19 protein-coding genes and 1 tRNA gene are annotated in these 25352 nt (G+C 69.3%); 10 read left to right on the top strand and 10 right to left on the bottom strand.

The annotated features are described in order from the left end of the window. The first annotated feature begins 61 nt into the window (after positions 1-61). Positions 62-664, top strand: coding sequence for a DJ-1/PfpI family protein (locus L1O03_RS08975; RefSeq protein ID WP_236119442.1), 603 nt, complete (start codon positions 62-64; stop codon positions 662-664). Here the strand turns inward: L1O03_RS08975 and L1O03_RS08970 are convergent. After that, the gene (locus tag L1O03_RS08970; protein ID WP_236119441.1) at positions 661-1020 is read right to left on the bottom strand and encodes a DCC1-like thiol-disulfide oxidoreductase family protein; all 360 of its coding nucleotides are present in this window, start codon (positions 1018-1020) and stop codon (positions 661-663) included. The two genes, L1O03_RS08975 and L1O03_RS08970, sit on opposite strands and share 4 nt — an antisense overlap. Positions 1021-1141: 121 nt before the next feature. Next, a tRNA-Gly gene (locus tag L1O03_RS08965) sits at positions 1142-1215 on the bottom strand. 109 nt (positions 1216-1324) lie between these two features. On the opposite strand from L1O03_RS08965, the gene dcd reads away from it, so the two are divergent. Beyond that, positions 1325-1891 (top strand): dCTP deaminase, encoded by a 567-nt coding sequence (gene dcd, locus L1O03_RS08960; protein WP_236119440.1) that lies wholly within the window; start codon positions 1325-1327, stop codon positions 1889-1891. 46 nt (positions 1892-1937) lie between these two features. Then, positions 1938-3221: a UDP-glucose dehydrogenase family protein gene (locus tag L1O03_RS08955; RefSeq protein WP_236119439.1), complete on the top strand. Its 1284-nt coding sequence runs from the start codon at positions 1938-1940 to the stop codon at positions 3219-3221. Here L1O03_RS08955 and L1O03_RS08950 read toward each other — a convergent pair. The 7 genes from L1O03_RS08950 to L1O03_RS08915 form a co-directional block, all read right to left on the bottom strand. Next, complete coding sequence (locus L1O03_RS08950) at positions 3145-4395, bottom strand: YibE/F family protein (protein WP_236119438.1); 1251 nt, start codon at positions 4393-4395, stop codon at positions 3145-3147. The two genes, L1O03_RS08955 and L1O03_RS08950, sit on opposite strands and share 77 nt — an antisense overlap. Next, complete coding sequence (locus L1O03_RS08945; RefSeq protein ID WP_236119540.1) at positions 4395-5585, bottom strand: pyridoxal phosphate-dependent aminotransferase; 1191 nt, start codon at positions 5583-5585, stop codon at positions 4395-4397. The genes L1O03_RS08950 and L1O03_RS08945 overlap by 1 nt, the downstream gene beginning before the upstream one ends. A gap of 105 nt (positions 5586-5690) precedes the next feature. Further along, positions 5691-6320 (bottom strand): DUF1707 SHOCT-like domain-containing protein, encoded by a 630-nt coding sequence (locus L1O03_RS11545; protein ID WP_268914229.1) that lies wholly within the window; start codon positions 6318-6320, stop codon positions 5691-5693. A gap of 31 nt (positions 6321-6351) precedes the next feature. Continuing rightward, entirely contained in the window at positions 6352-9180 is a 2829-nt protein-coding gene (locus L1O03_RS08930; protein ID WP_236119437.1) for a heterodisulfide reductase-related iron-sulfur binding cluster, read from the bottom strand. A gap of 173 nt (positions 9181-9353) precedes the next feature. Continuing rightward, the gene (locus L1O03_RS08925) at positions 9354-10676 is read right to left on the bottom strand and encodes an AI-2E family transporter (protein ID WP_236119436.1); all 1323 of its coding nucleotides are present in this window, start codon (positions 10674-10676) and stop codon (positions 9354-9356) included. A 5-nt stretch (positions 10677-10681) separates the two neighbouring features. Continuing rightward, positions 10682-14137: a proline dehydrogenase family protein gene (locus L1O03_RS08920; RefSeq protein ID WP_236119435.1), complete on the bottom strand. Its 3456-nt coding sequence runs from the start codon at positions 14135-14137 to the stop codon at positions 10682-10684. A gap of 211 nt (positions 14138-14348) precedes the next feature. Then, positions 14349-15872 carry a sodium:solute symporter family transporter gene (locus tag L1O03_RS08915; protein WP_236119434.1) on the bottom strand — a complete coding sequence of 508 codons (1524 nt, stop codon included), beginning with the start codon at positions 15870-15872 and terminating at the stop codon, positions 14349-14351. 95 nt (positions 15873-15967) lie between these two features. On the opposite strand from L1O03_RS08915, the gene L1O03_RS08910 reads away from it, so the two are divergent. The 4 genes from L1O03_RS08910 to L1O03_RS08895 all read left to right on the top strand — a co-directional run bounded on the left by L1O03_RS08910 (position 15968) and on the right by L1O03_RS08895 (position 20311). Further along, entirely contained in the window at positions 15968-16579 is a 612-nt protein-coding gene (locus tag L1O03_RS08910) for a helix-turn-helix domain-containing protein (protein ID WP_236119433.1), read from the top strand. A 30-nt stretch (positions 16580-16609) separates the two neighbouring features. Further along, on the top strand, positions 16610-17608 hold the full coding sequence (gene speB, locus L1O03_RS08905; RefSeq protein ID WP_236119432.1) for an agmatinase: 999 nt from the start codon (positions 16610-16612) through the stop codon (positions 17606-17608). After that, positions 17601-19226, top strand: a complete 1626-nt coding sequence (locus L1O03_RS08900; protein WP_236119431.1) for a thiamine pyrophosphate-binding protein — start codon at positions 17601-17603, stop codon at positions 19224-19226. Before speB ends, L1O03_RS08900 begins: the two co-directional genes overlap by 8 nt. Positions 19227-19348: 122 nt before the next feature. After that, a complete protein-coding gene (locus L1O03_RS08895) occupies positions 19349-20311 on the top strand; it encodes a lactate/malate family dehydrogenase (RefSeq protein WP_236119430.1) in 963 nt (320 codons plus the stop codon). Between the two features lie 94 nt (positions 20312-20405). On the opposite strand, the gene L1O03_RS08890 is transcribed toward L1O03_RS08895, so the two are convergent. Next, positions 20406-21293: a fructose bisphosphate aldolase gene (locus tag L1O03_RS08890; RefSeq protein ID WP_236119429.1), complete on the bottom strand. Its 888-nt coding sequence runs from the start codon at positions 21291-21293 to the stop codon at positions 20406-20408. 252 nt (positions 21294-21545) lie between these two features. Between L1O03_RS08890 and dnaK the strand changes: the two genes are divergently transcribed. From dnaK to dnaJ, 3 genes are all read left to right on the top strand, one after another. Then, complete coding sequence (gene dnaK / locus L1O03_RS08885; RefSeq protein WP_236119428.1) at positions 21546-23384, top strand: molecular chaperone DnaK; 1839 nt, start codon at positions 21546-21548, stop codon at positions 23382-23384. After that, complete coding sequence (gene grpE / locus L1O03_RS08880) at positions 23381-24028, top strand: nucleotide exchange factor GrpE (protein ID WP_236119427.1); 648 nt, start codon at positions 23381-23383, stop codon at positions 24026-24028. The genes dnaK and grpE overlap by 4 nt, the downstream gene beginning before the upstream one ends. Positions 24029-24119: 91 nt before the next feature. Next, on the top strand, positions 24120-25319 hold the full coding sequence (gene dnaJ, locus L1O03_RS08875) for a molecular chaperone DnaJ (RefSeq protein ID WP_236119426.1): 1200 nt from the start codon (positions 24120-24122) through the stop codon (positions 25317-25319). Positions 25320-25352: the final 33 nt, after the last annotated feature.

Here is a 25352-nt window from a genome sequence, read left to right as displayed (position 1 = left end):
CCACCGCGCGCGAGTAGCATCGCTCAACAACTGCACCCGGTGATCGCGCGAAGGAGGAGCTATGGGCGCTGACCGCTTGCCGCGCCGTGTGGGCGTCGTGTTGTTCGAGGGGTTCGAGCCGCTGGACGTGTTCGGGCCGGTGGAGATTCTCGGGAGTCTGCCGGATCGGTACGCGGTGTCGTTTCATGCCAGTAACCCGGGCGCCGTCGCGTCGGCCGTCGGCGTGCGGGTCGACGCGCCAGAGCCTCTCGGGCGGGAGGTGGACATTCTGCTGGTTCCGGGCGGGGCGGGGACGCGGGCGCTCGTCGAGGATGAGGAGTTCCTCGGGCGGCTCGCGGAGTGGGGGCGGCGGACGCCGATGGTCGTGTCGGTGTGCACGGGGTCGGCGCTGCTGGCGGCGGCCGGGCTGCTGGATGGGTACCGGGCCACCTCGAATAAGCGGGCGTTCGGATGGGCGTCCGGGTTCGGGGAGCAGGTCGAGTGGGTTCACCGCGCGCGGTGGGTCGAGGATCGGGATCGGTGGACGTCGTCGGGCGTGGCCGCCGGCATGGACATGACGGCGGCGCTCGTTCGGAGGCTCGACGGGGAGCAGGTCGCCGACGACGTCTGCCGCCGCATCGAGCTCACGGTGCAGCGGGATCCCACCGTCGACGACTTTGCCTAGGGCGAATACGCGCACCCCTCCGGGGAACAGCTGCGATGCCCCGCGACCCAGCGGTACACCACTCGGGAGACCCGTGCGCAGCCAGGCGAGAGAATGAGGCGCCCGAGGAGGCGCAGCGCTCGGGAGTCGCTGAGTCGAAGAAGCTCGCCGATTCCCTCCGATTCCACGCACACGCGCGGAGGAGTGCGGAAGACCAGAACCGACGACGCCCCGGTCCACTCCGCGCCGGCCCCCTCGTAGTCGCGGGAGCCAACAAAGTCCACCGCGCCCGCGCAGTGGGGGCGCACGGCGTCGACGAATCGCTGGCAGAACGCGCAATCCTGGTCGTAGACGAAGAGGGGAGTGGAGTCAGGCATCGGGTTCTCCGGTGTGGGGTTGTCGTTGGGGTGAGGATAGCAAGAGCAGCGCCCGCCGCCCGCCCCTCGCACGCGAAAACGCCCACCCAGATACCGCGTATCCGAGTGGGCGTTCTCCTCGTGGAGCCGATGACGGGAATCGAACCCGCGTATTCAGCTTGGGAAGCTGATGTTCTGCCATTGAACTACATCGGCACTGTGTGTCGCGTGGGCTCTCCGCGCGCGCGGTGGGCGTCGAGACACTGAGGGGTATAGTACCGCGGGCTGGGTGTGGGGCCAAATCGCCACGCCGTAGACTGGGGGCGTGCTTCTTTCTGATCGTGATATCCGCGCCGCCATCGACACCGGCGACCTCGGCATTGATCCTTTCGATCCCGCGTTGATCCAGCCGTCGAGCGTCGACGTCCGCATGGATCGGCTTTTCCGCGTCTTCAACAACTCGCGGTACACGCACATTGATCCGAAGCTCCCGCAGGAGGACCTCACGAGCCTCGTGGAGGTCGAGGAAGGCGACAGCTTCGTCCTCCACCCGGGGGAGTTCGTCCTCGCGGCGACGCTCGAGCGCTTCACCCTGCCGGCGCACCTCGCCGGCCGCCTGGAGGGCAAGTCCTCGCTGGGGCGCCTCGGCCTGCTCACGCACTCGACGGCCGGCTTCATCGACCCGGGCTTCTCCGGGCACATCACCCTCGAGCTCTCCAACACGGCCAACCTGCCCATCGTGCTGTGGCCGGGCATGAAGGTCGGCCAGCTGGCCCTCTTCGCCATGTCCTCCCCCGCGGAAACCCCCTACGGTTCCGGCCAGCTTGGCTCCAAGTACCAGGGGCAGCGCGGCCCCACCCCCTCCCGCGCGTACCTGAACTTCCGGGATTAACCGCCGCGTTACCCGCCCGCCTCCTCCGCCCGATAGGAATGGCCCCATGAGGTTATCTGTCATTGGTTTGGGCTACCTGGGGGTCACGCACGCGGTGTGCATGGCCTCCCTCGGCCACGAGGTCATCGGCATCGACATCGACCCCGCCCGCGTGGAGGCCCTCTCCCGCGGCACGCTCCCCTTCCACGAGCCGGGCGTCGGCCCTCTCCTCACTCAAGGGCTCGACGCCCACCGCCTCACCTTCAGCACCTCCCCCGCGGAGGCCGCCCGCCACGCCACCGTCCACTTCCTGACGGTCGGCACCCCCCAGCGCGCGGAGAGCCCCGCCGCGGACCTCTCCCAAGTCCACGCCGCCGTGGACTCCCTCATCCCCGCCCTGCCGCCGGGGGAGCACCTCGTGGTCGGCAAGTCGACGGTGCCCGTCGGCACGGCGGCCGAGTTGGCTCTCCGCGCGCGCGAGCGCGCGCCCGAGGGCGTGGACGTGGAGATCGCGTGGAACCCCGAGTTCCTCCGCGAGGGCCACGGGGTGGAGGACACGCTGGCGCCGGATCGGATCGTGATCGGCGTGAACTCCGACGCCGCCGCGCGCACGCTTTCCTCGGTGTACGCGGAGCCCATCGGGGCGGGGGCGCCGCTGCTGCGCATGGACCTTGCTTCCGCGGAGCTCGTGAAGTCCGCGGCCAACGCGTTCCTCGCGACGAAGATCTCCTTCATCAACGCGATGGCAGAAGTATGCGAGGCCGCCGGCGCGGACATCTCCCACCTCTCCCGGGCGCTCGGCCTGGACTCCCGCATCGGCCCGCGCTTCCTCCACGCGGGCCTCGGCTTCGGGGGCGGCTGCCTGCCGAAGGACATCCGCGCGTTCATCGCGCGCGCGGAGGAGCTCGGGGTGCCGGAGAGCCTCGCGTTCCTCTCCGAGGTGGACGCCATCAATCAGCGCCGCCGCCTGCGCGCGGTGAGCCTCGCGGAGGAGATGCTGGGAGGCGTTGAGGGGCGTCGGGTGACGGTTCTCGGGGCCGCGTTCAAGCCGCACTCGGATGACACGCGTGACTCGCCGGCGCTCGCGGTCGCGGAGGCTCTCCGCGCGCGCGGGGCGCGGGTGACGGTGTACGACCCCGAGGTGCGCGTCGGCACCGCCCCCTCGCTGGAGGGGGCGCTCGAGGGGGCGGAGTTGCTCATCCTCGCGACGGAGTGGGAGTGCTTCCGCACGCTCGACCCGCGGCTCACCGGCCGGCTCACCGCGGCGCGGCGGATCATTGACGCGCGGAACGTTCTGTGCGCGGAGGAGTGGCGGCGCGAGGGCTGGCAGGTGCGTGCGCTGGGACGGTGAGCGCGGCGATGGCCGTCGTGAGGGGCACCGCGAGGGTGAGCGCGAGGGCGCCGATCCCGGAGCGGAGGATCTCGGTGGCGACGATGTCGCTGCTGAGGATCTGGCCGAGGGGTCGGTCGGAGAGCCGGATGAGCAGCAGGAGGGGGAGGGTGGCGCCCGTGTAGGAGAGGACGAGGGTGTAGATCATGGACGCGATGTGGTCGCGGCCGACACGCATCGCGCCGACGAAGAGCCTCAGCGGCCCGCTGTCCGGGTTCAGGGCTGCGAGCTCGTTCACGGTGGAGGACTGTGCGATGGTGACGTCGTTGAGTACGCCGAGCGCGCCGATGATGAAGCCGCAGAGCATGAGCCCGCGCACGGAGACGTCGGGAAGATAGAGGAGGATCTTGAGGTTGTCCTCGGAGCCGAGGCCGCGCACGGCCGTCGAGTGGATCATCCAGTGCGCGAGCAGCCCGGACAGCCCCAGCGCCACGAGCGTCCCGCCCAGCGCTGACGCCGTCTTCCAGCTCACCCCGTGCACGAGGAACAGCACCGCGTAGAGGATGAGCGAGCCGCCCACCAGCGCGAGCGACAGGCCGTTCCCCCCGCGCAAGAGAGCCGGCAGGAGGAAGACGACGACGATCACCAGCGTGAGAACCAGGCCCAGCAGCGCCCGCACGCCGCGCCACGCGGCGAACGCGATGATCGCCGCCGCGATGATGATGAGCCACACGGCGAGGGAGGTGCTGCGGTGGTCGTCGCTGAACGCGTAGCTGCCGCCCGAGGTGCTCATCATGATGTCGCTGCCCTCGTGGAACTCGGGGTCCCCGGGCATGCCGCTGCTGATGAGCAGGGTGTGTTTGCCGGCGTCGGGGCCCTCCTCGATGGCGACGATCGCCCGCTGACAGGTGTCGCCGCCCGTCTCGAGGGGGTCGACGGGGCCGTCGTCGAATGCCTGCCCCACGGAGGGGGAGGAGCACGTGCCGTCCTCGACGAGGTCAACGTGGCCGCGCACCTGCTCCTGGTTGAGGCTGAAGGTGCGGGTGAATTCGGGGGCCACGTTGACGGGGTCCGACGACGGCCATTCCCGCGCCACCCCGATGATCGTCAGGACCCCCACGATGATGAGGAACCCGGTGAGGAGGAGGCGGGGCCAATGGCGTTGAGCTGGTGCTGCGCTGTGATGCTTGCCCATTACTGCTTGTAGCTCGCGAGGAAGTTGCCCAGGCGGTCCAGGGCCTCCGCCAGGACGGACGGCCACGGGAGGGTCACCACCCGGAAGTGGTCCGGCTCCGGCCAATTGAAGCCCGTGCCCTGCACGAGGAGGATCTTCTCCGCGCGCAGGAGGTCGAGCATGAACTGGCCGTCGTCGTGAATCTCATGGACGTTGGGGTCGAGGCGCGGGAACGCGTAGAGGGCGCCGCGCGGCTTCACGCAGCTCACGCCGGGGATGGCGTTGAGCTTCTCGTAGGCGATGTCGCGCTGCTGGTGGAGGCGCCCCGTCGACGCGGTGAGCTCGTAGATCGACTGCCGGCCCCCGAGCGCCACCTGGATGGCGTGCTGGCCCGGCACGTTCGGGCACAGGCGCGTGCCGGCGAGCAGCTCGAGGCCCTCGATGAAGCCGCGGGCGTGCGTCTTCGGGCCGGTCACCACCATCCAGCCGGCGCGGTACCCGGCCACGCGGTAGGCCTTCGACAGGCCGTTGTACGTGATGCACAGGAGGTCCGGGGCCAGCTCCGCGATGCTGATGTGCTGCGCGCCGTCGTAGAGGATGCGGTCGTAGATTTCGTCGGCGAGGATGAGCAGCTGGAACTCGCGGGCGATGTCGACGATCTGCTGCAGCACCTCACGCGAGTAGACGGCGCCCGTCGGGTTGTTGGGGTTGATGATGACGATCGCCTTGGTGCGCTGCGTGATCTTCGAGCGGATGTCCTCGATGTCCGGGTTCCACTCGTTCTCCTCGTCGCAGCGGTAGTGCACCGGGGTGCCGCCGGCCAGCGAGGTCGCGGCCGTCCACAGCGGGTAGTCCGGGTAGGGGATGAGCACCTCGTCGCCGTTGTTGAGCAGCGCCTGGGTGGTCATCGTGATGAGCTCGGAAACGCCGTTGCCGAGGAAAACATCGTCGACGTCGAAGCGCGGGAAGTCATCGATGAGCTCATAGCGCGTGACGATGGCCCGCCGCGCCGAGATGATCCCCTTCGACGTCGAGTACCCCTGCGAGGACGGCAGCGCGGCAATCATGTCGCGCATGATGACGTCGGGCGCGTCGAAACCGAAAATCGCGGGGTTGCCGGTGTTCAGCTTGAGGATCCGATGGCCATCGCGCTCCATGGCCTCGGCCTCGGCGGCCACGGGCCCACGAATCTCGTAGAGCACGTCCTTCATCTTGTCGGACTGGTCCAGAATGCGGGGCGGAATTTTGTCACTCACGGTGCTCAGTGTGCCACAGACGCCCCGCCGAGTCCCGCAGAAACAGCCATCAACCGCAGCCTACGGTTGATTCTTCCGATTCAACGCCCCGCTCGCCCAGCGCATCGCCGAGTCCGTAATCTCCGCCCGCACCTCACGACGCGCCACCCGACGCTCCAACGCCTGCCGTCGCTCCGCCGCCTTCAACTCCCGACGCTCCCGACGCTCCACCTCCCGCGCCGACATCACATTCCAACTCTGTGGCCCCCACCGCAACACATACAAGCCCACCAGCGCCGCCGGGATGGCCGCCAAAAACAGCGGCTCTTCCGACAGAAGCACCAGCAACACCGAGGCGAGCGAAATGAGACACATCGTGCCAAAACGCTTCCGCGCCCCCGACACATGCGCGCGCTGCACCTCCGACTCCGTATACACCCGCTCCGGCGCGCGCGAAGAAGAGACCGAGGCGGGAGAGCCGGGCGAGGCGGGCGAGCCGGGCGAGCCGGGGCTCTTCTCTACCCGACGCGGGATATCAATGAAGACCTCCGCCAAATCCTCCTCATACACCGACTCCACAATCTCCCGACACCGCTGGTCATACTCCACCACATCCAGACGGCCCTCACGGAACGCCACCCCCAGAGCGTCGAAAGCCGCCTGACGGTCATCATCACCAATGCGCTGACGAGGAGAAGGAGAATCGCTCATGGTGCCAGCATACTGGGACGAGCTGAAAAGGCTAGTCCTCCGCGCGCGGAGAAGGGGGCGGGGCAGGAGGGGCAGGAGGGGTTGGAGGGGTTGGAGGGGTTGCTGTGCCGGGGGCGGGGGGCGTTGCCGTGCCTGGGGCGGGCGGAGTTGCCGTACCGGGAGCAGGCGGGGTGGGTGCAGAACCGCCAGGAGCAGGGGGTGTCGCTGCCCCCGGAGGGGTGGCACCTCCGGGAGGGATAGGTGCGGAGGAACCAGGGGCCGGAGGGGTCGCTGAACCCGGAGGCGTGGGGACAGAGGCTCCAGGTGCGGGTGGGGTAGCTATACCCGGGGCAGGAGGGGTGGCTGCTCCTGGGGGCGTGGGTGCCGAAGACCCGGGTGCGGGGGGCGTGGCCGATCCGGGTGGCGTCGGCGCTCCAGGCGCGGAAGGTGCCGCCGTGCCGGGGGCCGGAGGCATGGGGGCGGAGCCGCCCGGCGCAGGCGGGGTCGCTGAACCAGGGGCCGGAGGCGTTGCTGCCCCAGGGAGAGTGGGCGCTCCAGGAGCCGGGGGCGTTGCTGCCCCAGGCGGAGTGGCCGCCCCAGGGGGAGTCGCCGCCCCCGGAGGTGTGGGCGCAGACCCGCCCGGCGCAGGCGGGGTCGCCGCCCCAGGGGGTACCGCTCCTCCTGGTGCTGGTGCTCCGCTCGGCGTCTGCGCCGGCGCGTGGTGCTGTGCCCCACGGCCCCCACGGCCCCCGCGCTCCCCGCGCGCGGGGGCGGGGTGCAGGGGCAGCTCCCGGCGGACCGGCGGCTCGAGGAAGGAGGGTTCGTGGGGGTGCGGGAGGTTGCCGTCGTCGTCACTGATGGCGTCGCGCAGCATGAGGGCGACGTCGCGGACGGGGGCGCGGCCATGTGCGCCGTTGGTCATCATGACGTTGCAGAAGGGGCAGCCCACCGCGATCTCCTCCGCGCCCGTGGCGAGGGCCTGCTCGGTGCGGAATTCGTTGATGCGCGTCCCGATCTTCTCCTCCATGAACATGCGGGCCCCGCCCGCGCCGCAGCAGAAGGCTTCGTTGCGGGTGCGGTCCATTTCGCGCAGCTCGAGTCCCGTCACGCCGAGGAGCTCTCGCGGCGGGTCGAAGATTTTGTTGTGCCGGCCGAGGAAGCACGGGTCGTGGTAGGTGATCGGCCGGCGGTTCTCCGGCCCGCGCGGCACGGGGGTGAGCCGCCCATCGCGCACGAGGCGGTTGAGCAGCTGCGTGTGGTGCAGGACGTGGTAGTGCCCGCCGAAGTCGGGGTACTCGTTCATGAGGGTGTTGAGGCAGTGCGGGCACGTCGTGATGATCGTCCGCTGGTGCTCCGGCACGCCCTCGAACACGCCGTTGAGGGTGGTGATGGCCTCGTCCGCGAGCATTTGGAAGAGGATCTCGTTGCCCGCGCGCCGCGCCGGGTCGCCCGTGCAGCTTTCTCCCGACGCCAGGACCGCGAACTTCACGCCCGCGGTGTGCAAGAGCTCGACGACCGCGCGCGTGGTGCGCCGGCCGGCTTCGTCGAACGCGCCCGCGCAGCCGACCCAGAAGAGGAACTCCGTGTCGGAGAAGTCGGTCACATCCTCGCCGAAGATGGGCACCTCGAGGCCGTCGCGCCGGGCCTCGTCGATCCACGAGCGGCGCTCCCGGTTGTTCCGCCCCCACGGGTTGGATTTGGTCTCGAGGTTGCGGAACATGTCGCCGAGCTCGCTGGGGAACTCGGCCTCTTGGAGGACGCTGAAGCGCCGCAGGTCCGCGACGTGATCGATGTGCTCAATGTCCACCGGGCACTGGTCCACGCACGCGCCGCAGTTGGTGCAGCTCCACAGCACATCCGGGTCGATGCCCAGCTCGTCCTCCGGGTTCAGCAGGAACGACGCGTTGCGGATGTCCGTCATGAGCAGCTTCGGGCTCAGCGGCTTGCCCGTGTTCCACGCCGGGCAGAGCTCCTGGCAGCGCCCGCACTCCGTGCACGTGGAGGCGTCGAGAAGCATCTTCCAGCTGGCGTCGCCGAGGCGCCCCACGCCCGGCACGTCCTCCTCCGTGATGGAGTCGACCGTCAGCTCCTTGCCGCGGGAGACCATCGGGTTGAGGCCGCCTAGGGTCTTGCGGCCGTCGGGGTGGCGGCGGAAGAAGATCGTGAAGAACGCGAGGAAGCGGTGCCACGCGACACCCCACGTGAGATTCAGGCCCACCGTGACGAGGAAAAGCATGCCCATCAGCAGCTTCACGAGCGCGAACACCGAGACCAGGACAGGGCTCGACGGCAGCAGGGCGGCGATGTGCCGGGAGAGGAAATCCGCGATCGGGTGGATGTCCGATGCTGGAAAAGAAGCAAGGGCTGCACTTTTTACAGCAAGCATGCCGAGCCCCTCGACGAGGACGATCACCTCAATGAGGCGCGCCGCCCCCGCCTGCGACCCAAAGAACCGCGACTCCCGCCGCCGGTGCCCCAACGACAGCCGCACCCCGATGAGGAACACGATGCCCACGACCGTCCCGATCGCCAGCACCTCCTCCACAAAGCGGTACACCGCCCAGTCGTGGAGCAGCGGCCACCCGCCCGCGGGATGGAAACTTTGGATGTACCCCTCGAACCACACGAGGGAGCCGAAGAGGAAGCCCAGCATCACTAGCCAGTGTGCGGCCCCCACCCACGGTTTATTGAGCATCGTGGCGTGGCCGAACACCTCGCGCAGCATCCGCCACAGCCGGTGGCCGGGGTGCTTCGCGCGTCCGGGGAGATCCTGCCCCGCGGACACGTGGCGGTACACCCGCACCACCCCGCGGAGGAACACCGCCCACGCGGGCAGAGAAAGAAATACCCCGATGAGCCCCAGTGCCGTTGTCGTAGGCATCAGCTAACGACGCCCTTCCGCCAGACAGGCCGAGGGGGTCTCCGACGAGCGGGATTGCGCAAGACTCATGCTCTTGACTTTATCGTCTCCCCGCGCGCGGAGAACCGGGAGGGGCGGGTGGGACGGATGGGGCGGGCGCCCCGCGCCCCGCGCCCGCCCCGCGCCCCCGCCGGCTAGGATGTGAGGCCGGGTTCGGCGTCGACGCGCTTGCGCTGGCGCTCCGAGCGCAGCGCGCTGAGGGAGGTGGAGCTGCGCGAGGGGTCCTCGACGCTCTCGGGGGTGCGGCGGCCAATCGCGGCCATCCGGTCGCGGACGGCGGCGAAGGCCTCGGAGCCGCTCATCTGCTCGCCGTTGGCGGTGGCGATCTCGATGTCGTCGATGGTGATCTCGCCCGCGCGGAGAGCCACCAGCTCGTGGTGGTAGCGGAACCACACCGCGAGGGTCGCGGCCACCGGCACGGCGAGGAACGCGCCGACGATGCCGAAGAGCGTCGAGCCGACGGTCACCGCGAGGAGGACGATCGCCGCGTGGAGGTTCATCGCCTTGGACTGAATGATCGGGGAGAGGACGTTGCCCTCGAGCTGCTGGACGATGAGGATGAGGCAGAGCACGAGGATCGCGCTGGTCACGCCGTTGGAGACGAGGGCGATCGCCACCGCGAGGGCGCCGGCTGTGATCGCGCCGACGATCGGGATGAAGCCCGCGAAGAACGTGATGACCGCGAGCGCCAGGGCCAGCGGCACCTGGAGGATGACCAGGCCCAGGCCGATGAAGATCGCGTCGATGAAGGAGACCAGCGCCTGCGCGCGGATGAAGCCCGCGAGCGTGTTCCACGTGCGGGTGAGGACCTCAGTGAGGTGCCAGCCGGCGGTCTTGCCCGTGATGCTGCGCAGCCACGGCAGGAACTTCGTGCCGTCCTTGAGGAAGAAGAAGGTGAGCACGAGCATGATCGCGAACGTCACCGCGATGGAGGACGCCGCGGAGATCCCCGTGAACACGCCCGTCGCGATGTTGCTCGACTGCCCCTTCACCCAGTTGATGGCCGCGTTCGCGGAGCTCTCGACGGCCGCCATGTCGAGGTTGAACGGCTCCCCCTGGAGCTGGTCGATGATCTGGTGGACCGCCTTCTCCGCCTGCGCGAAGAGGTCCTTCGACTGCTGCACCACGCTCGGCGCGATGAGCGCAAGGATCCCACCGAAGATCGCGAACGCACCGAGCATGGTGATCACCGTCGCGAGCACGGAGGGAACCTTGTGATGACGCAGCCACTTCACCGGGGGCCAGAGGACCGTGGAGACAAGGATGGCGAGGAGGATCGGCAGGAGGCCGGTCCAGATGTAGCCCAGTCCTTGCCAGAGCAGCCACGCCGCAGCCGCCACGATGATGAAGCGGAGGGCCCAGCCCGCTAGCCAGCGCCCGTCGCGGCCGAGGATGACCGCGCGGTCGTTGTCCTCGAGACCGAACCCACCACTAGTTTTCTCCTGAGACTCAAACACGCCCCTTAATATGCCATACGGCGCATGCCTCCCATCTCTCGGATTACACCGAATCGATGCATAGTGACGGAGATCGCTTGCTCAAGGAGGAAGGGGAGAAGCTCCCGACGGCCGTCCGCGAGCACCGGCGCGTCGAGCACCGTCGAGCCCGAGACAACGGCCGCGTCGCGCAGGGAGTCGGCCACGGCCCCCACCGCGCGCACGCGGATGCTCTCCGACTCGGCCACCTCCCGGGCGAAGGCGCTGTCCGTCGCGGAGCGGACATCCACGCCGTGGCGGGCGAGTTCGCTCGCCCGCTCGGGGGTGGCGCTGATGTCGACGCCCACCCCGGTGATCTCCCCGGCCATCCGCAGGCGGAGAAGCTCCCGCGGGGTGGCGCCCTCGCCGGCGCGGACCCGCAGCGGGGCGTCCAGCGGGCGGTAGCGGAAGATGTTGGCCTCGCTGACCAGGGCGCTCGGGTCGTGCTCGACGCTGAACTCGCTGTCCCACGCGCGCTGGTCGAGGTCGGCGGCGCGCCAGAGCCAGGATTCGTCCTCGCGGTCGAGGAGGTGGCTGTTCTCGCGGATGATGCGGGCCACGCTGGGCCGGATGTTCGCGCCGGGCTGGGCGGGGGTGAGGTCGGCGTCGGCCCATGTGCCGAGCTGTGCCACGTAGTTCGGCCCGCCGGCCTTCGCGCCGGCCCCGAGGCTCGACGCCTTCCAGCCGCCGAAGGGCTGGCGCTGGACGATGGCCCCGGTGATGCCCCGGTTGATGTAGCCGTTGCCGACCTCGACGTGCTCCATCCAGTAGCGGATTTCGTCGTCGTCGAGGGAGTGGATGCCGCCGGTCAGCCCGTAGCCGGTGGAGTTTTGCCAGCGCACGGCCTCCTCGAGGTTCTTCGCGCGCATGATGCCGAGCACCGGGCCGAAGCACTCGTGGGTGTGGTACCAGCTGCCAGGCTGGACGTTATCGCGCACGCCGGGGGACCAGAGGGTTTCTTCCGGGTTGAGCGGCTTGGGGGTGATGAGCCACTGCTCGCCGGGGTCGAGCGTGGTGAGACCGCGGCGCAGCTTCTCCCCGGGCGCTTCGATGAGGGCGTTCATCTCGGTGGCGATATTGCGGCCGTAGCCGACCTCGATGGTGCGGACGGCGTCGAGCAGCTGGTTCATAAATCGCTCGGACTCTCCCTGGCTGCCAACAAGAATGACGAGGCTCGCCGCGGAGCACTTCTGCCCCGCGTGGCCGAAAGCCGACTGATACAGGTCCGCGACGGCGAGGTCCGGGTCCGCCGCCGGCGTCACAATGAGCGCGTTCTTCCCGGAGGTCTCCGCGTTGATGACCATGTCGGGCCGCCAGCTGCGGAAGAGCTTCGCCGTCTCGGAGGAGCCAGTGAAGGTGACGGCGTCGACGCCCTCATGGGTGACGAGCCGCCGCCCGGCCTCCCCCTCATCGGCGTTGATGAGCTGCACGAGGTCCGCGCTGAGCCCGGCCTTCTCCAGGCCGCGGTGGATGGCCGCGACGGCCACCTCGGCGCACCGCACCACCTGCGGCGCCGGCTTGATGAGCACGGCCGCCCCCGCCGCCAGTGCGGACATCATCCCGCCGACCGGGATCGCCACCGGGAAGTTCCACGGCGGCACCACGGCCACGACGCGGTGCGGCGTGAACTCACTGCGCGCGGTGTCGAGCGCCCGGGCGCACTGGGCGTAGTAGTGCGTGAAGTCGATGGCCTCGGAGACCTCGGGGTCGGACTGCCCGATTGTCTTCCCCGCCTCGTGCACCATCGCCGCGATGAGTTCTCCGCGCGCGGAGGCGAGCTCGTCCGCGATGACGTCGAGCACCTCCGCCCGCTCCGCCCCGCTGCGGGCGGCCCACTCGGGGTGGAGGGCGGCGGCCTGGGCGACGGCGGCGTCGACGACGCCCGGATCGCTCACCTCCGGGTGCTCCACCGCACCCGGGTCGCTGGCGAGGATCCGGCGCGCCCATTCCCGGTTGGCGGGGAGGGCGGGGTCGGTGTCGGGCTCGTTGTGGAAGCGGCCGCCGGGGGCCTGGCTCCCCTGCTCCTCGAGGCGGTTCTGGGGTCGCCGCGCGCCGACGGGCACCTCCCACCGGGCGCGCACGGCGTCGAGGAAGCGGCGCTTCTGGTCCTCGAGCGGCGTGATCTCCGCGCCGTCGATCTCCGGGGCGAAGAGCGCGTGGAGGAAGTTCTGCTTCTCGCTGTTCTCCTCGAGCCGCCGCACGAGGTAGCTGATGGCCACGTCAAAGTCCTCCGCGTGGACGACGGGCGTGTAGAGGATCATCTTCCCCACCACGCGGTGCACCGCGCGCGACTGGGCGGGCGCCATGCCCTGGAGCATCTCGGCTTCCATCTGCTGGGTGACGCCGCGACGGACGGCCAGCTCCCAGGCGAGCGCCATGGTGTAGAGGTTGTGGCTGGCGACGCCGACGTGCACCGCGTCGGCGTGCTCGGGCTGGAGGATGTAGTCGAGGAGTCGGAGGTAGTTGGCGTCGACCTCGTGCTTCGAGGAATAGGGGGCCTGCACCCAGCCGTGGCTTTCCGCCTGGACGCGCTCCATCGAGAGGTTCGCGCCCTTGACCAGGCGGATCTTGATGGGCGCGCCGCCCTGGGCGCGGCGCTCGTGGGCGAAGGCGGTGAGCTCCTGGAGGGCCTCGAGGGTGTCCGGCAGGTAGGCCTGGAGGACGATCCCCGCGCGCAGGGGGAGGAACTCGGGTTCGCTGAGGAGCTCGGTGAACAGTCGGATGGTGAGGTGGAGGTCGTGGTATTCCTCCATGTCGAGGTTGACGAACACCTGCGGGGACTGCGCGAGGGCCTCCCGGTAGACGGGCCGCAGGCGGTCCTTGAGGCGCGCCGTCGAGCCATCGATATCCCAGTGGTTGAGCTGCGCGCAGAGGCTCGACGCCTTGACGGAGACGTAGGTGACGCGGGGGTTGCGGATGAGCGCGATGGTGCGCTCGGTGCGGTGGCGGGCTTCGTCCTCGCCGAGGACGGCCTCGCCGAGCAGGTTGAGGTTGAGCTGCACGTTCTCCTCGGCGGCGGCGCTGAGGCGGGCGTCGAGGGCCTTGGAGCCGGCGTCGAGCACGAGGTGCCCCACCATCTGGCGCAGCCGCTTGCGTGCCACGGGCATCACGACGCCCGGCAGGGCCTTCCCCGCCAGGGCCCCGAGGCCCAGCATCCCCTTGTTGAAGCGGCCGAGGAAGTCCGGCGCGTTCTGGAGTTTGGCCAGCTCCTTCGCGGCTACCTCGTTGTCCTCAGGTCGGGCGACGCGGTCGACGAAGTCCATGGTGAAGCGGACGCCCTGGGGGTCGCGGACGAGGTCGGCGAGCTGCTCGGTGGCCCGGGCCTCGGATCCCGTGGCGGCGGTGTCGGTCTCGGCGAGCCAGCGCTCGGCGCGGCGGATGGCGGTCTCCGCCACCTCATCGAGGTCGGTGCTGTTGGCGGGCGGCGAAAAATCGAGGGTCATGGTTGGTGTCCTTGTGCTGAGGCGGCAGCGGGTGTGCTGCCGGGGGTGGGAATGGGGTGCTGCGGGGTGGGCGTCGTCAGCGAACGCGCGCGGTGAGGGAGACGGGCGGCCGATCGGCCACCCGGCGCCGTCGATCCAGAACCTCAGGCACGGGAGTCCTTTCACACTCGGAATATGGTGTGACTAGTGTCTCCCCTAAGGGTGGGATACGTCAAGGGGCGGCCGGAGTGTGAGATCGCTCCTTCCACGCGCGGAGAACCTCCGGGTCGGTGGGCGCGCTGGCGAGGGACACCACCACGAACACCACCGCCGAGGCCACGAGCCCCACGTAGATCGGCTCGTTGGCGTAGATGCCGGCGAAGCGCTCGCTCGCCTGCGCCTCGAGCACCGCCATCGTGGCCAGCGTGCCGACGCTGCCCACGATCATCGACCACAGCGCCGCCGTGCCCGTCGCCCGCTGCCACACGAGCCCGCCGATGATCGCGACGAAGAGCCCGCCGACGAGGATGTCGTACGCAATGGTCAGCGCCGCCACCACATCCGGCACCGCGAGCGAGAGCAGGAGGACGACGACGCCCAAGCCCAGCACCCAGCCGCGGTGGGAGTGGACGTCCTCCTCGGCGTTGTGCGCGGCGGAGACGGCGGAGTCGGCCTGGCTCGCTGCCTCGTAGGCGCTGAGCCGGTGGGGGTGGCGCTGGCGGAGCATCTTCTGCAGGAGGGGGAGCACGTCGGCGCGGGCGACGGTCGCCGCGGCGATGAGCCCACCGGAGGCCGTCGACATCATCGCGGCCACCCCCGCCGCGAGCGCCACGCCGCCGAGCCCCACGGGCAGGAGGTCGCTCGCCACGCGCGCGAAGACATCATCCTTGGACTCGATGCCGGGGATCACGACGCGCGTCGCCATCCCAATGATCGCGCCCACCACGCCAAACACGATGCAGTAGAGGCCGGAGGCGGTCCCGCCCCAGCGCGCCACCCCCGGCGTGCGCGCGGTGAAGACGCGCTGCCAGATGTCCTGCCCGATGAGCAGCCCCAGCGTGTACACCACGAAGTACGTGATGATCGACTGCGCGCCGATCCCCGTGAAGGAGAAGAACTCGGCGTCGAGGCGCGCGTGGAGGCCGCCCCACCCGCCCGCGCGGTGCAGCGCGATGGGCAGCATGAGCCCAAAGGTCCCGAGCGTCATGAGGAGGAACTGCGCCATGTCGGCGAGCGTGATGGACCACATGCCGCCCACCACGGCGTAGATGAGCACGACGCTCCCACCGACCAGCACCGACACCCAGCGCTCCCACCCGAACAGCACGACGAAGATCGACGCATAGGCGCCCGTGGACGTCGCCGCGAGCATGAGCGTGTAGGCGAGCATGATGATCGACGCCGCCTGGGTGGACTCCGTGCCGTAGCGCAGGGTGAGCATCTGGGTCACCGTGTAGATCTTCAGCCTCTGGATGATGGGGGCGAAGATCGCGGAGAGCAGCAGCACCCCCAGGCCGATGGCGGTGACCAGCCACGCCCCCGAGAGCCCGTATGTATAGCCGAGCCCCACCCCGCCGACGGCGGCCGCCCCGCCGAGGACGACGGCCGACATCGTGCCGGTGTACATGAGCCCGCCGAGCCGCCTGCCGGCGACGAGGTAGTCCGAGGCGTCGGCGGTTTTCTTCCGTCCCCAGATGCCAAAAAGCAGCATGGCGCAGAGGTACAGAATGATGACGAGTGCGTTGAGCCAATTCATGGCGCGCTCCTCACTGTATTGCAGATCACAGGAAGTAACCCTAGAATAAACTGTAGTTGTCTCATAGGCAACCATCCTGCACGATTGGACCAACCATGAAATCTCTCCCCCTCCAGCCCCCTGGGCTCTCCGCGCGCGCGAAGGAGGGCGAGGCCGCCTCGGAGCTCGCCCTCGGCCACCGCCTGCGCGCCCTCCGCGAGCAGCGTCGCCTCACCCTCGACCAGATCAGCCAGGCCACCGGGCTCTCCAAGGGATTCATCTCCCGCGTCGAGCGGGACCTCACGAGCCCCTCCGTCTCCACCCTCGTGAAGATGTGCCAGGCGCTGGGGATCAGCGCGGGGGAGGTGCTCGACGCCCCCGCCAGCCACCAGGTGCTCTTCGCGGACGCCCCGGTGGTGGACCTCGGCGGGGAGGGGATCACGGAACGCCTTCTCACGCCGCCGCACCAGCGGGGGCTGCAGATCATCCACGCGGAGATCGCCCCCGGCGGCCAGGGCGAGGAGGAGCTCTACACGATGGACTGCGCCACGGAGGCCCTGCACGTCGTGTCGGGGGAGTTCGTGCTGGTCACCGTGAAGAAGGAGTATCACCTCCACCGCGGTGACACCGTGACCTTCCCGGGCGCGGAGGCTCACACGTGGTTCAACCCGCGCGCGGATCTCCCGTGCGAGGTGCTGTGGATCCTCACGCGCTACCCGGCGCACTGACGCCAGATACCAGTTGAAAGGAGTGCTCTCATGCTTCAGACCCCGCGGATCGTCGACGGCGGGAACATCGGGCCGGTGAACTCGGCCCTCGTCCCCCGCTTCAGCGGCGAGGCCACCTACGCCCTGCTCCCGCGCCTGCGGGACCTCCCCGAGGGGCACCACCCCGACATCAAGGTCGTGGGCATCCCCTTCGACGCGGGCGTGTCCTACCGGCCGGGGGCGCGCTTCGGCTGCCAGCACGTGCGCCAGTCCTCCCGCCTCCTGCGCCCCTACAACCCCGCGACGGACACCTCCCCCTTCGCCCAGGCCCAGGTGGTGGACGCCGGCGACATGGCCGTCAACCCCTTCAACATCAACGAGGCCATCGAGAGCATCGAGCACGACGCCCTTGAGCTCACCGCCGACGGCTCCTCCCTCCTCACCATCGGCGGGGACCACACCATCGCGCTGCCGCTGCTGCGCGCCGCGACGGCCCGCGCCGGCCAGCCCGTCGCCTTCCTCCACTTCGACGCCCACCTCGACACCTGGGACACCTACTTCGGCGCCGACTACACCCACGGCACCCCCTTCCGCCGCGCCGTGGAGGAGGGGGTCATCGACACGGAGGCGATCTGCCACGTCGGCACCCGCGGCCCCCTCTACGGGAAGAAGGACCTCGAGGATGACCGCCGCTTCGGCTTCGGCATCATCACCAGCTCGGATGTCTTCCGCCAGGGCGTCGACGAGGTCGTCGACCGCCTCCGCCAGCGCGTCGGCCGCCGCCCCCTCTACATCTCCGTCGACATCGACGTCCTCGACCCCGCCCACGCGCCCGGCACCGGCACCCCGGAGGCCGGCGGCATGACGAGCCGCGAAATCCTCGAGATCCTCCGCGGCCTGCGCGGGCTCAACATCGTCGGGGCGGACGTCGTCGAGGTCGCCCCTGCCTATGACCACGCCGAGCTCACCGGCATCGCGGCCTCCCACGTCGCCTATGACCTCATCACCCTCATGGCGGACCTGCGCGCCGGGAAGGAGACCCATGCCTAGGACAGGTGGGCAGGTGATCGTCGAGACCCTCGAGGACCTCGGCATCACCGACGTCTTCGGAATCCCCGGGCAGCACGCCCTCGCGCTCTTCGACGCCCTCGAGGGCTCCTCCCTCCGCTACACCTCCGCGCGCGTGGAGAACAACGCCGCCTTCGCCGCCGACGGCTACGCCCGCGCCACCGGCCGCCCGGCCGCCCTCTTCCTCTCGACGGGGCCCGGGGCGCTCACCTCCCTCGCCGGCCTCCAGGAGGCCTACGCGAGCGGCGTGCCCGTCCTCGTCGTGTGCGCCCAGATTCCGGCGGCCGGCCTTGGCGGCGCGCGCAAGGGCTTCCTCCACCAACTCGTCTCCCAGGCCAGCGCCGCCGCCCAAGTGACAAAAGCGCAGTACACCGTGCGCCACGGCTCGGCCCTCCCGCAGGTCCTTGCCGACGCCCACCACGCGGCCCTCAGCGCCCCGCAGGGCCCCGTCTGGGTGGAGGTCCCGCAGGACGTGCTCCTCGCGGAGACCCTCACCGAGCAACACATCGATCCCCGGGAGCCGGACGCCGCCGCGCCCGGCTGCGCGGAGCAGGCGGCCGGGCTCCTCGCGCGCGCGGAGAAGCCGGTGATCCTCGCCGGGGGCGGGGTGGCGCGGAGCGCGGGCGCGGACTCGGCCCTCCGCGCCGTGGCCGAGCGGCTGGGCGCCCCGGTGGCGTGCACGGGGGCGGCCGTCGGCGCCCTCCCGCTGGACCACCCGCTGAGCGTGGGCTCTTGGGTGGAGGACCGGGCGGTCACCGACCTCCTGGCGGAGGCAGACGTGCTGCTCGCGCTGGGCACCTCGATGGGGGAGGTGACCTCGAACTACTTCAGCCTCCGCCCGCGCGGCACGGTCATCCAGGTGGACGCCAACCCCGCGGTGCTGGGCTCCAACCACGACGTCCTTGGGGTCTGCGCCGACGCCGGCGAGTTCCTCCGCCGCCTGGGCGCCGGGCTTCCCGCCGGGCTCTCCGCGCGCGCGGGGGAGGAGCGGGCCGCCCGCGTGCGCGAGGCGATCCTGCGGCGGCTCGACGGGCAGGACCTCGCCCACGAGCGCGCGTTCATGGCCGCGCTGCGCCGCGCCATCCCGTCGGGGGCCGCGACGTACTGGGATATGACCATCGCCGCGTATTGGGCGTGGAACCTGTGGGACCCGCGCGAGGGCCTTAGCGCCACCGCGCAGGGGGCCGGCGGGCTGGGCTACGGCTTCCCGGCGGCGATCGGCGGGGCGGTGGCCCGCGGCGAGCGCACCTACGCCATCGCGGGGGATGGCTCCGCCATGTACTCCCTCGCGGAGCTCGCCGTGGCCGTGCAGCACAAGCTGCCGGTGACGTGGATCATCATCGACGACGGCGGCTACGGCATCCTCCGCGAGTACATGAACGACACCTTCGGGCGCGCGGTGGGCACGGAACTCGCCCGGCCCGACTTCCTCCGCGTGGCCGAGGCCTTCGGGGTGCCCGCGACGCGCTGCCGCATCGAGGACGCCGCCGCGCCGGGGGCCGCCGAGGAGCTCGTCGAGGCCATCGCGACCGCGAGCGAGGGGACCGGGCCGCGGGTGGTGGTCTGCGAGACCTCGCTGCGGATGTTCGCGCCGAGTTAGCGGGGAGGAGCGGGAGGCAGGCGCGCCCCGCGCGCCGCGCGCCCGCGCGCCGCTCGCGCTCCGCAATGGCTCGCAATACTATGAGCCTGTACTGGAAGCGCAGAGAGAAAAAGGAGAAAGTCGTGCCAGGCCACAAGCTCGTTTTGATCGGTGTGGGGCATGTCGGCGACGCCGTCCTCGCCCACGCGATGTCCTCGGGGCTGTTCAGCGAGATCGCGCTCATCGACGCGAACACCACGATGGCCGAGGGGCAGGCGCTCGACCAGCACCAGGCCACCGCCCTGCCCGGGGTGGGCAACGTCTACGTGCACGTCGCGGACTATGACGCCTGCGCCGACGCCGACATCATCATCTACACCGCGGGCCCCTCGATCCGCCCGGAGGACTCGGCCCTCGACGCCCGCAACCTCCTCGCCACGCGCAATGCCGCGATCGTTCGCCAGGCGATGGGCGAGATCGTCCAGCGCACCCGCGACGCCGTGATCATCATGGTCTCCAACCCCGTGGACCTCCTCGTCCACATCGCATCCACGGAGTTCGACTATCCGGTGGAGAAGATCATGGGCACCGGCCTGCTGCTCGACTCCGCGAGGCTCTGCCGGCTCGTCGCGGACATCCTCGACGTGGACCCCGACTACGTCCACGCCGCCATGCTCGGCGAGCACGGCGCCACCGGCTTCCCCTACATGTCGGGGATCTCCGTCGCGGGCGTGCCCTACGAGCAGTTCCCGGAGGTCTTCGGCGTCTCCGAACTCCTCCCGCGCGAGGAACTCATGCACCGGACCAACAAGGCCGGCATGGATGTCCTCGAGGCGAAGGGCTGGACCTCCGCCGGCGTCGCCGCCAGCGCGATCACCCTCGCCCGCTCGGTGATGCTGAACTCGAAGATCGTCGTCCCCGTCTCGACGCTCCTGCGCGGCGAATATGGCCACGACGGCGACGTCTCGCTCTCCACCCCGTGCATCATCGGGGGCCGCGGCGTGGAGCGGCGGATCGAGGTCCCGCTCGACGAGTGGGAGAGCGCGCGCATGGCGGAGTCCGTCGACGCGCTCACGGCGCTCATCGCCTCGGTGAGTGAGAAATAGCCAGGCGCGGCCGCGCGCGGCCAGACACGCACGAACCCCGGGCCAGGCCCGGGGTTCTTCTGTGTTCAGCGGAGCGCTGACGGGGCGTCGGCCGCTAGGCGATCGAGGCCTCGTAGATGCTCTTCGTGGAGGCCGCGAGGGTGGCGTCGAACTCCTCGGCGGACTGCTGGGCGGAGAGGCCCTCGGTCAGTGCGCGGGAGAAGGACGCGATGAGGCCCGGGTTGCGGGAGAGGCGCTCGTTGGCGTCGTCGCGCTCGTAGCCACCGGAGAGGGCCACGACGCGCATGACCCGCGGGTGCTCGATGAGCGGCGTGTAGAAGCCATCCTCGGTGGGGATGGTGACCTTGAGCATGACCTGCTGGTCCTCGGGGAGCTTGTCCAGCTCGGCGGCGATCTCGTCGTGGAGGATGCGCTCGGCCTCGACCTTGTCGGGGCAGTCGATGGAGACCTCCGGCTCGATGATCGGGACGAGGCCGTGGCCGAGGATCTGGCGGCCGACCTCGAACTGTTGGGCCACGACGGCCTTGATGCCCTCCGGGTTCGCCTCAGCGATGAAGGAACGCATCTTGGTGCCGAAGATGCCCTTCTTCACCGCGCGCTCGCAGAGGTCGTCGAGGCCGGGGTTCGGCTTCATGACCTGGACGCCGTTCTCGGCGTCGGCAAGGCCCTTGTCGGTCTTGAGGAGCGGCACGACGCCCTTCTTCTCCCACAGGTACTGGGCGGTGGGAAGGCCCTCGATCTCCCGGTCCATCGTGGCCTCGAAGAGGATGGCCGCGATAATGTGCTCGGAGGTGAAGGAGGGGGAGGTGATGATGCGGGTGCGCATCTCGTGGACGAGGTTAAACATCTCCTCGTCGGTGGAGTACTGGTCTTCCGGGATACCGTAGAGGCGGAGGGCCTTCGGCGTGGATCCGCCGGACTGATCCAGAGCCGCGATGAAGCCCTTGCCCTCGCGCATGATCTGCGCCTGCTCAGTGTTCATATGTTCTCTCCTTTGCAGCCTGTGATGAGGTACGTCCCCCAGGGTAGGCAATTCTTTTTCATCCTTCAGATGAGTGATGTTCGACGCTCTATTTCGAGGCGCTGACCAGGGGAAACGAAAAAAGTTGAGCGAAGTGGGAACAAGTTTGCTGGGTCGTCCGTTGCAGGAAGTGTCAGGTTGAGTGACGCAGACTCAAGGGGATGTTAGAGTAGTCCCCAGCGTTCAAGAAAGACCACAGAAAAGGAGCTCATCATGGGACGTGCAGTCGGAATTGATCTTGGTACGACGAACTCGGTCGTCTCTGCCCTCGAGGGCGGGGAGGCCAAGGTTATTGCAAACTCGGAGGGGTCCCGCACGACCCCGTCGATTGTTGCTTTCGCGAAGAACGGCGAGGTGCTCGTCGGTCAGTCCGCGAAGAACCAGGCGGTGACGAACGTCGACCGCACCGTGCGTTCCGTGAAGCGCCACATCGGTACGGACTGGAAGGTCAGCATCGATGACAAGGAGTACACCCCGCAGGAGATTTCCGCCCGTACCCTCATGAAGCTGAAGAGGGACGCGGAGGCCTACCTCGGCGAGGACGTCACGGACGCCGTTATTACCGTCCCGGCCTACTTCGAGGACGCCCAGCGCCAGGCCACCAAGGAGGCCGGCCAGATCGCGGGCCTCAACGTTCTCCGTATTGTCAACGAGCCGACGGCCGCCGCCCTCGCCTACGGCCTGGAGAAGGGCGACAAGGAGCAGACCATCCTGGTCTTCGACCTTGGTGGCGGTACCTTCGACGTCTCCCTGCTGGAGATCGGCGATGGCGTCGTCGAGGTCATGGCGACGGCCGGTGATAACCAGCTCGGTGGCGATGACTGGGACCAGCGGATTGTCGACTGGCTCGTCGAGAAGTTCAAGAGCGCCCACGGCATTGACCTCACGAAGGACAAGATGGCGCTCCAGCGTCTCCGCGAGGCGGCAGAGAAGGCCAAGATTGAGCTGTCCAGCTCCCAGCAGGCCACCATCAACCTGCCGTACATCACGGTGGACCAGGACAAGAACCCGCTCTTCCTCGATGAGACGCTGAGCCGCACCGAGTTCCAGCGGATCACCCAGGACCTCCTCGACCGCACCAAGGAGCCCTTCAACCGGGTCATCAAGGACGCGGACCTCTCGATCTCCGACATCGACCACGTCGTGCTCGTCGGTGGTTCCACCCGTATGCCGGCCGTGACCGAGCTCGTCAAGGAGCTCACCGGCGGCCGCGAGCCCAACAAGGGCGTCAACCCGGATGAGGTCGTGGCCATGGGTGCCGCCCTGCAGGCCGGCGTTCTCCGCGGCGACGTCAAGGACGTGCTCCTTCTCGACGTCACCCCGCTGTCCCTCGGTATTGAGACCAAGGGTGGCGTGATGACCAAGCTCATCGAGCGGAACACCACCATCCCGACGAAGCGCTCCGAGACCTTCACCACCGCCGAGGACAACCAGCCCTCCGTGCAGATCCAGGTCTTCCAGGGCGAGCGCGAGATGGCCTCCGCCAACAAGCTCCTGGGCTCCTTCGAGCTCGGTGGCATCGCCCCGGCGCCGCGCGGCGTCCCGCAGATCGAGGTGACCTTCGACATCGACGCCAACGGCATCGTCCACGTCACCGCGAAGGACAAGGGCACCGGCAAGGAGAACACGATCAAGATCCAGGACGGCTCCGGCCTGTCCCAGGAGGAGATTGATCGCATGATCAAGGACGCCGAGGCCCACGCGGAAGAGGACAAGAAGCGCCGCGAGGAGCAGGAGACCCGCAACGCCGCCGAGCAGGCCGTGTACAACACCCGCAAGGTGGCCGAGGACAACTCCGACAAGATCTCCGAGGACATCCGCACCAAGGTGGAAGAGGCCGCGAAGGGCGTCGACGAGGCGCTCAAGGGCGATGACCTCGAGGCCATCAAGTCGGCCGTCGAGAAGCTCAACAAGGAAGCCCAGGCCATGGGCACCGCGCTGTACGAGGCCCAGGCCAACAGCGGCGCCACGCAGGCGGACTCCGCCGGGCAGCAGGACGACGATGTCGTGGACGCGGAGGTCGTCGACGATGAGGACGGTGAGAAGAAGTGACCCAGCCCCACGAGATGCCCGACAACCCGGGTGACCCCGAGGTGACGGACCCCGAGGTCATCCCCGGTGAGGAGGACACCACGTCGGCTGAGGTGATCGAGGACGCGGAGGTCGTCGAGCCCGAACCGGAGCTCGACGGCGTCGAGCCGGTGGACGCCCAGGCCGAGGCCGAAGCCGCAGCGGACACGGAGGCGGCGCTGGCCGCTGACCTCCAGGCCCAACTCGACGAGCGGACCGACGACCTCAAGCGGGTGTCCGCGGAATACGCGAACTACCGCCGCCGGACCGACCGGGAGCGCACCAGCATCGCTGAGGGCGCCCGGGCGGGGCTCATCGCGAAGTTCCTCACCATCATGGATGACCTGGACCTCGCTGAGCAGCACGGTGACCTCGAAGAAGGCCCGCTCAAGGCCTTCGCCGACAAGTTCCGCGGAGTGCTCGCCGCGGAGAAGCTGGAACCCTTCGGCGCAGAAGGCGACGAGTTTGACCCGGAGATCCACGAGGCCGTCCAGGACCTCTCCTCCGGCGATGACAAAGCCCTCGGCACAGTGCTGCGCAAGGGCTACCGGGTCGGGGACCAGATGGTCCGCAGCGCGATGGTCATCATCGCGGACCCGGTGGACACCACCGAAGAGGAAGAGTAACCAGCAATGACCAGCGCGGCGTCGGCCTCCCCGGGCACCACCGGGAAGCGTCGGCGCCCCTTTTCGAATCACAGGGAGGAGGAGATGCCCAGTGACGCAGCAAGAATGGGCAGATAAGGACTACTACGCGGACCTGGGGGTCTCCTCGTCCGCGAGTGAAGAAGAAATCAAGAAGGCCTACCGGAAGATCGCTCGGGCGAATCACCCCGACGCCAACCCCGGCGACAAGGCCGCCGAGGAGCGCTTCAAGAAGGCCGCCGAGGCCTATGACGTCATCGGCGACAAGAAGAAGCGCAAGGAATACGACGAGCTCAAGGCGATGCTCCGCTCCGGCGGCTTCGCGGGATTCGGCCGGGGAGGTGGTTCCGGATTTCCGGGCGGGTTTCGCAGCTCGAGCGAAGGCTTCTCGATGGACGACCTCTTCGGCCAAGCGGCGCAAGCACGCCAAGACGGAGGATATTCTCGCGATGGCGGCCTTGGGGATATCTTCGGCGGCCTCTTTAACGGCGGCGGTACTACTCGCCACTCGGCGAGGCCATCGCGGGGGGCCGACGTCGAGACGGAAATAACCCTCAACTTCCGCGAGGCGGCAAAGGGCTCGACGATCACCCTGCAGATCACCGGCGACGCCCCCTGCAACCAGTGCCACGGCTCGGGCTCCATCTCCGGGAACCCCGGCACCTGCGGCGACTGTCAGGGCACCGGCTTCACCTCGGAGAACCGGGGCGCCTTCGGGTTCTCGGCCCCCTGCCAGAAGTGCCAGGGGACGGGGCAGATCATCACCGATCCCTGCACCCACTGCTCCGGGACCGGCACGGTGAACCGCACGCGGAGCATCACCGTGCGCATCCCCCCGGGTGTGGTAGATGGCCAGAAGGTGCGCCTCGCCGGGAAGGGCGAGGCCGGGCCCAACGGCAAGCCCGCCGGAGACCTCTTCGTCACCGTGCACGTCACGCACGATGACGTCTTCACCCGCCACGGGGATGACCTCGAGGTGACGGTGCCCGTCTCCTTCGCGGAGCTCGCGCTGGGGGACACCATCACGGTGCCCACCCTCGACGCCCCGGTCCGCGTCAAGGTGCCCGCCGGCACCCCGGACGGCCGGACCCTCCGCGTCCGCGGGCGCGGCATCCAGCGCCGCGGCGGCGGGGCCGGTGATCTCCTCGTCACCGTCCGCGTCACTGTTCCGAAGAATCTCGACGTCCGGGCGACGAGCGCCCTGCGCACCTACGCCCAGGCCGAACGCGATTCCGGCTTCGACCCGCGGGCTGGCTGGGCGGGCCGCGCCTAAGCGGCCGCCCGCCCCGCCCGTCCCGCACCACCG

Origin of the sequence: Corynebacterium uropygiale (genome assembly GCF_021568315.1) — a bacterium.
In the GTDB taxonomy this organism is placed as follows: domain Bacteria; phylum Actinomycetota; class Actinomycetes; order Mycobacteriales; family Mycobacteriaceae; genus Corynebacterium; species Corynebacterium uropygiale.
Note: the sequence above shows the minus strand (reverse complement) of the source record. Positions and strands in the feature narration are given on the sequence as shown.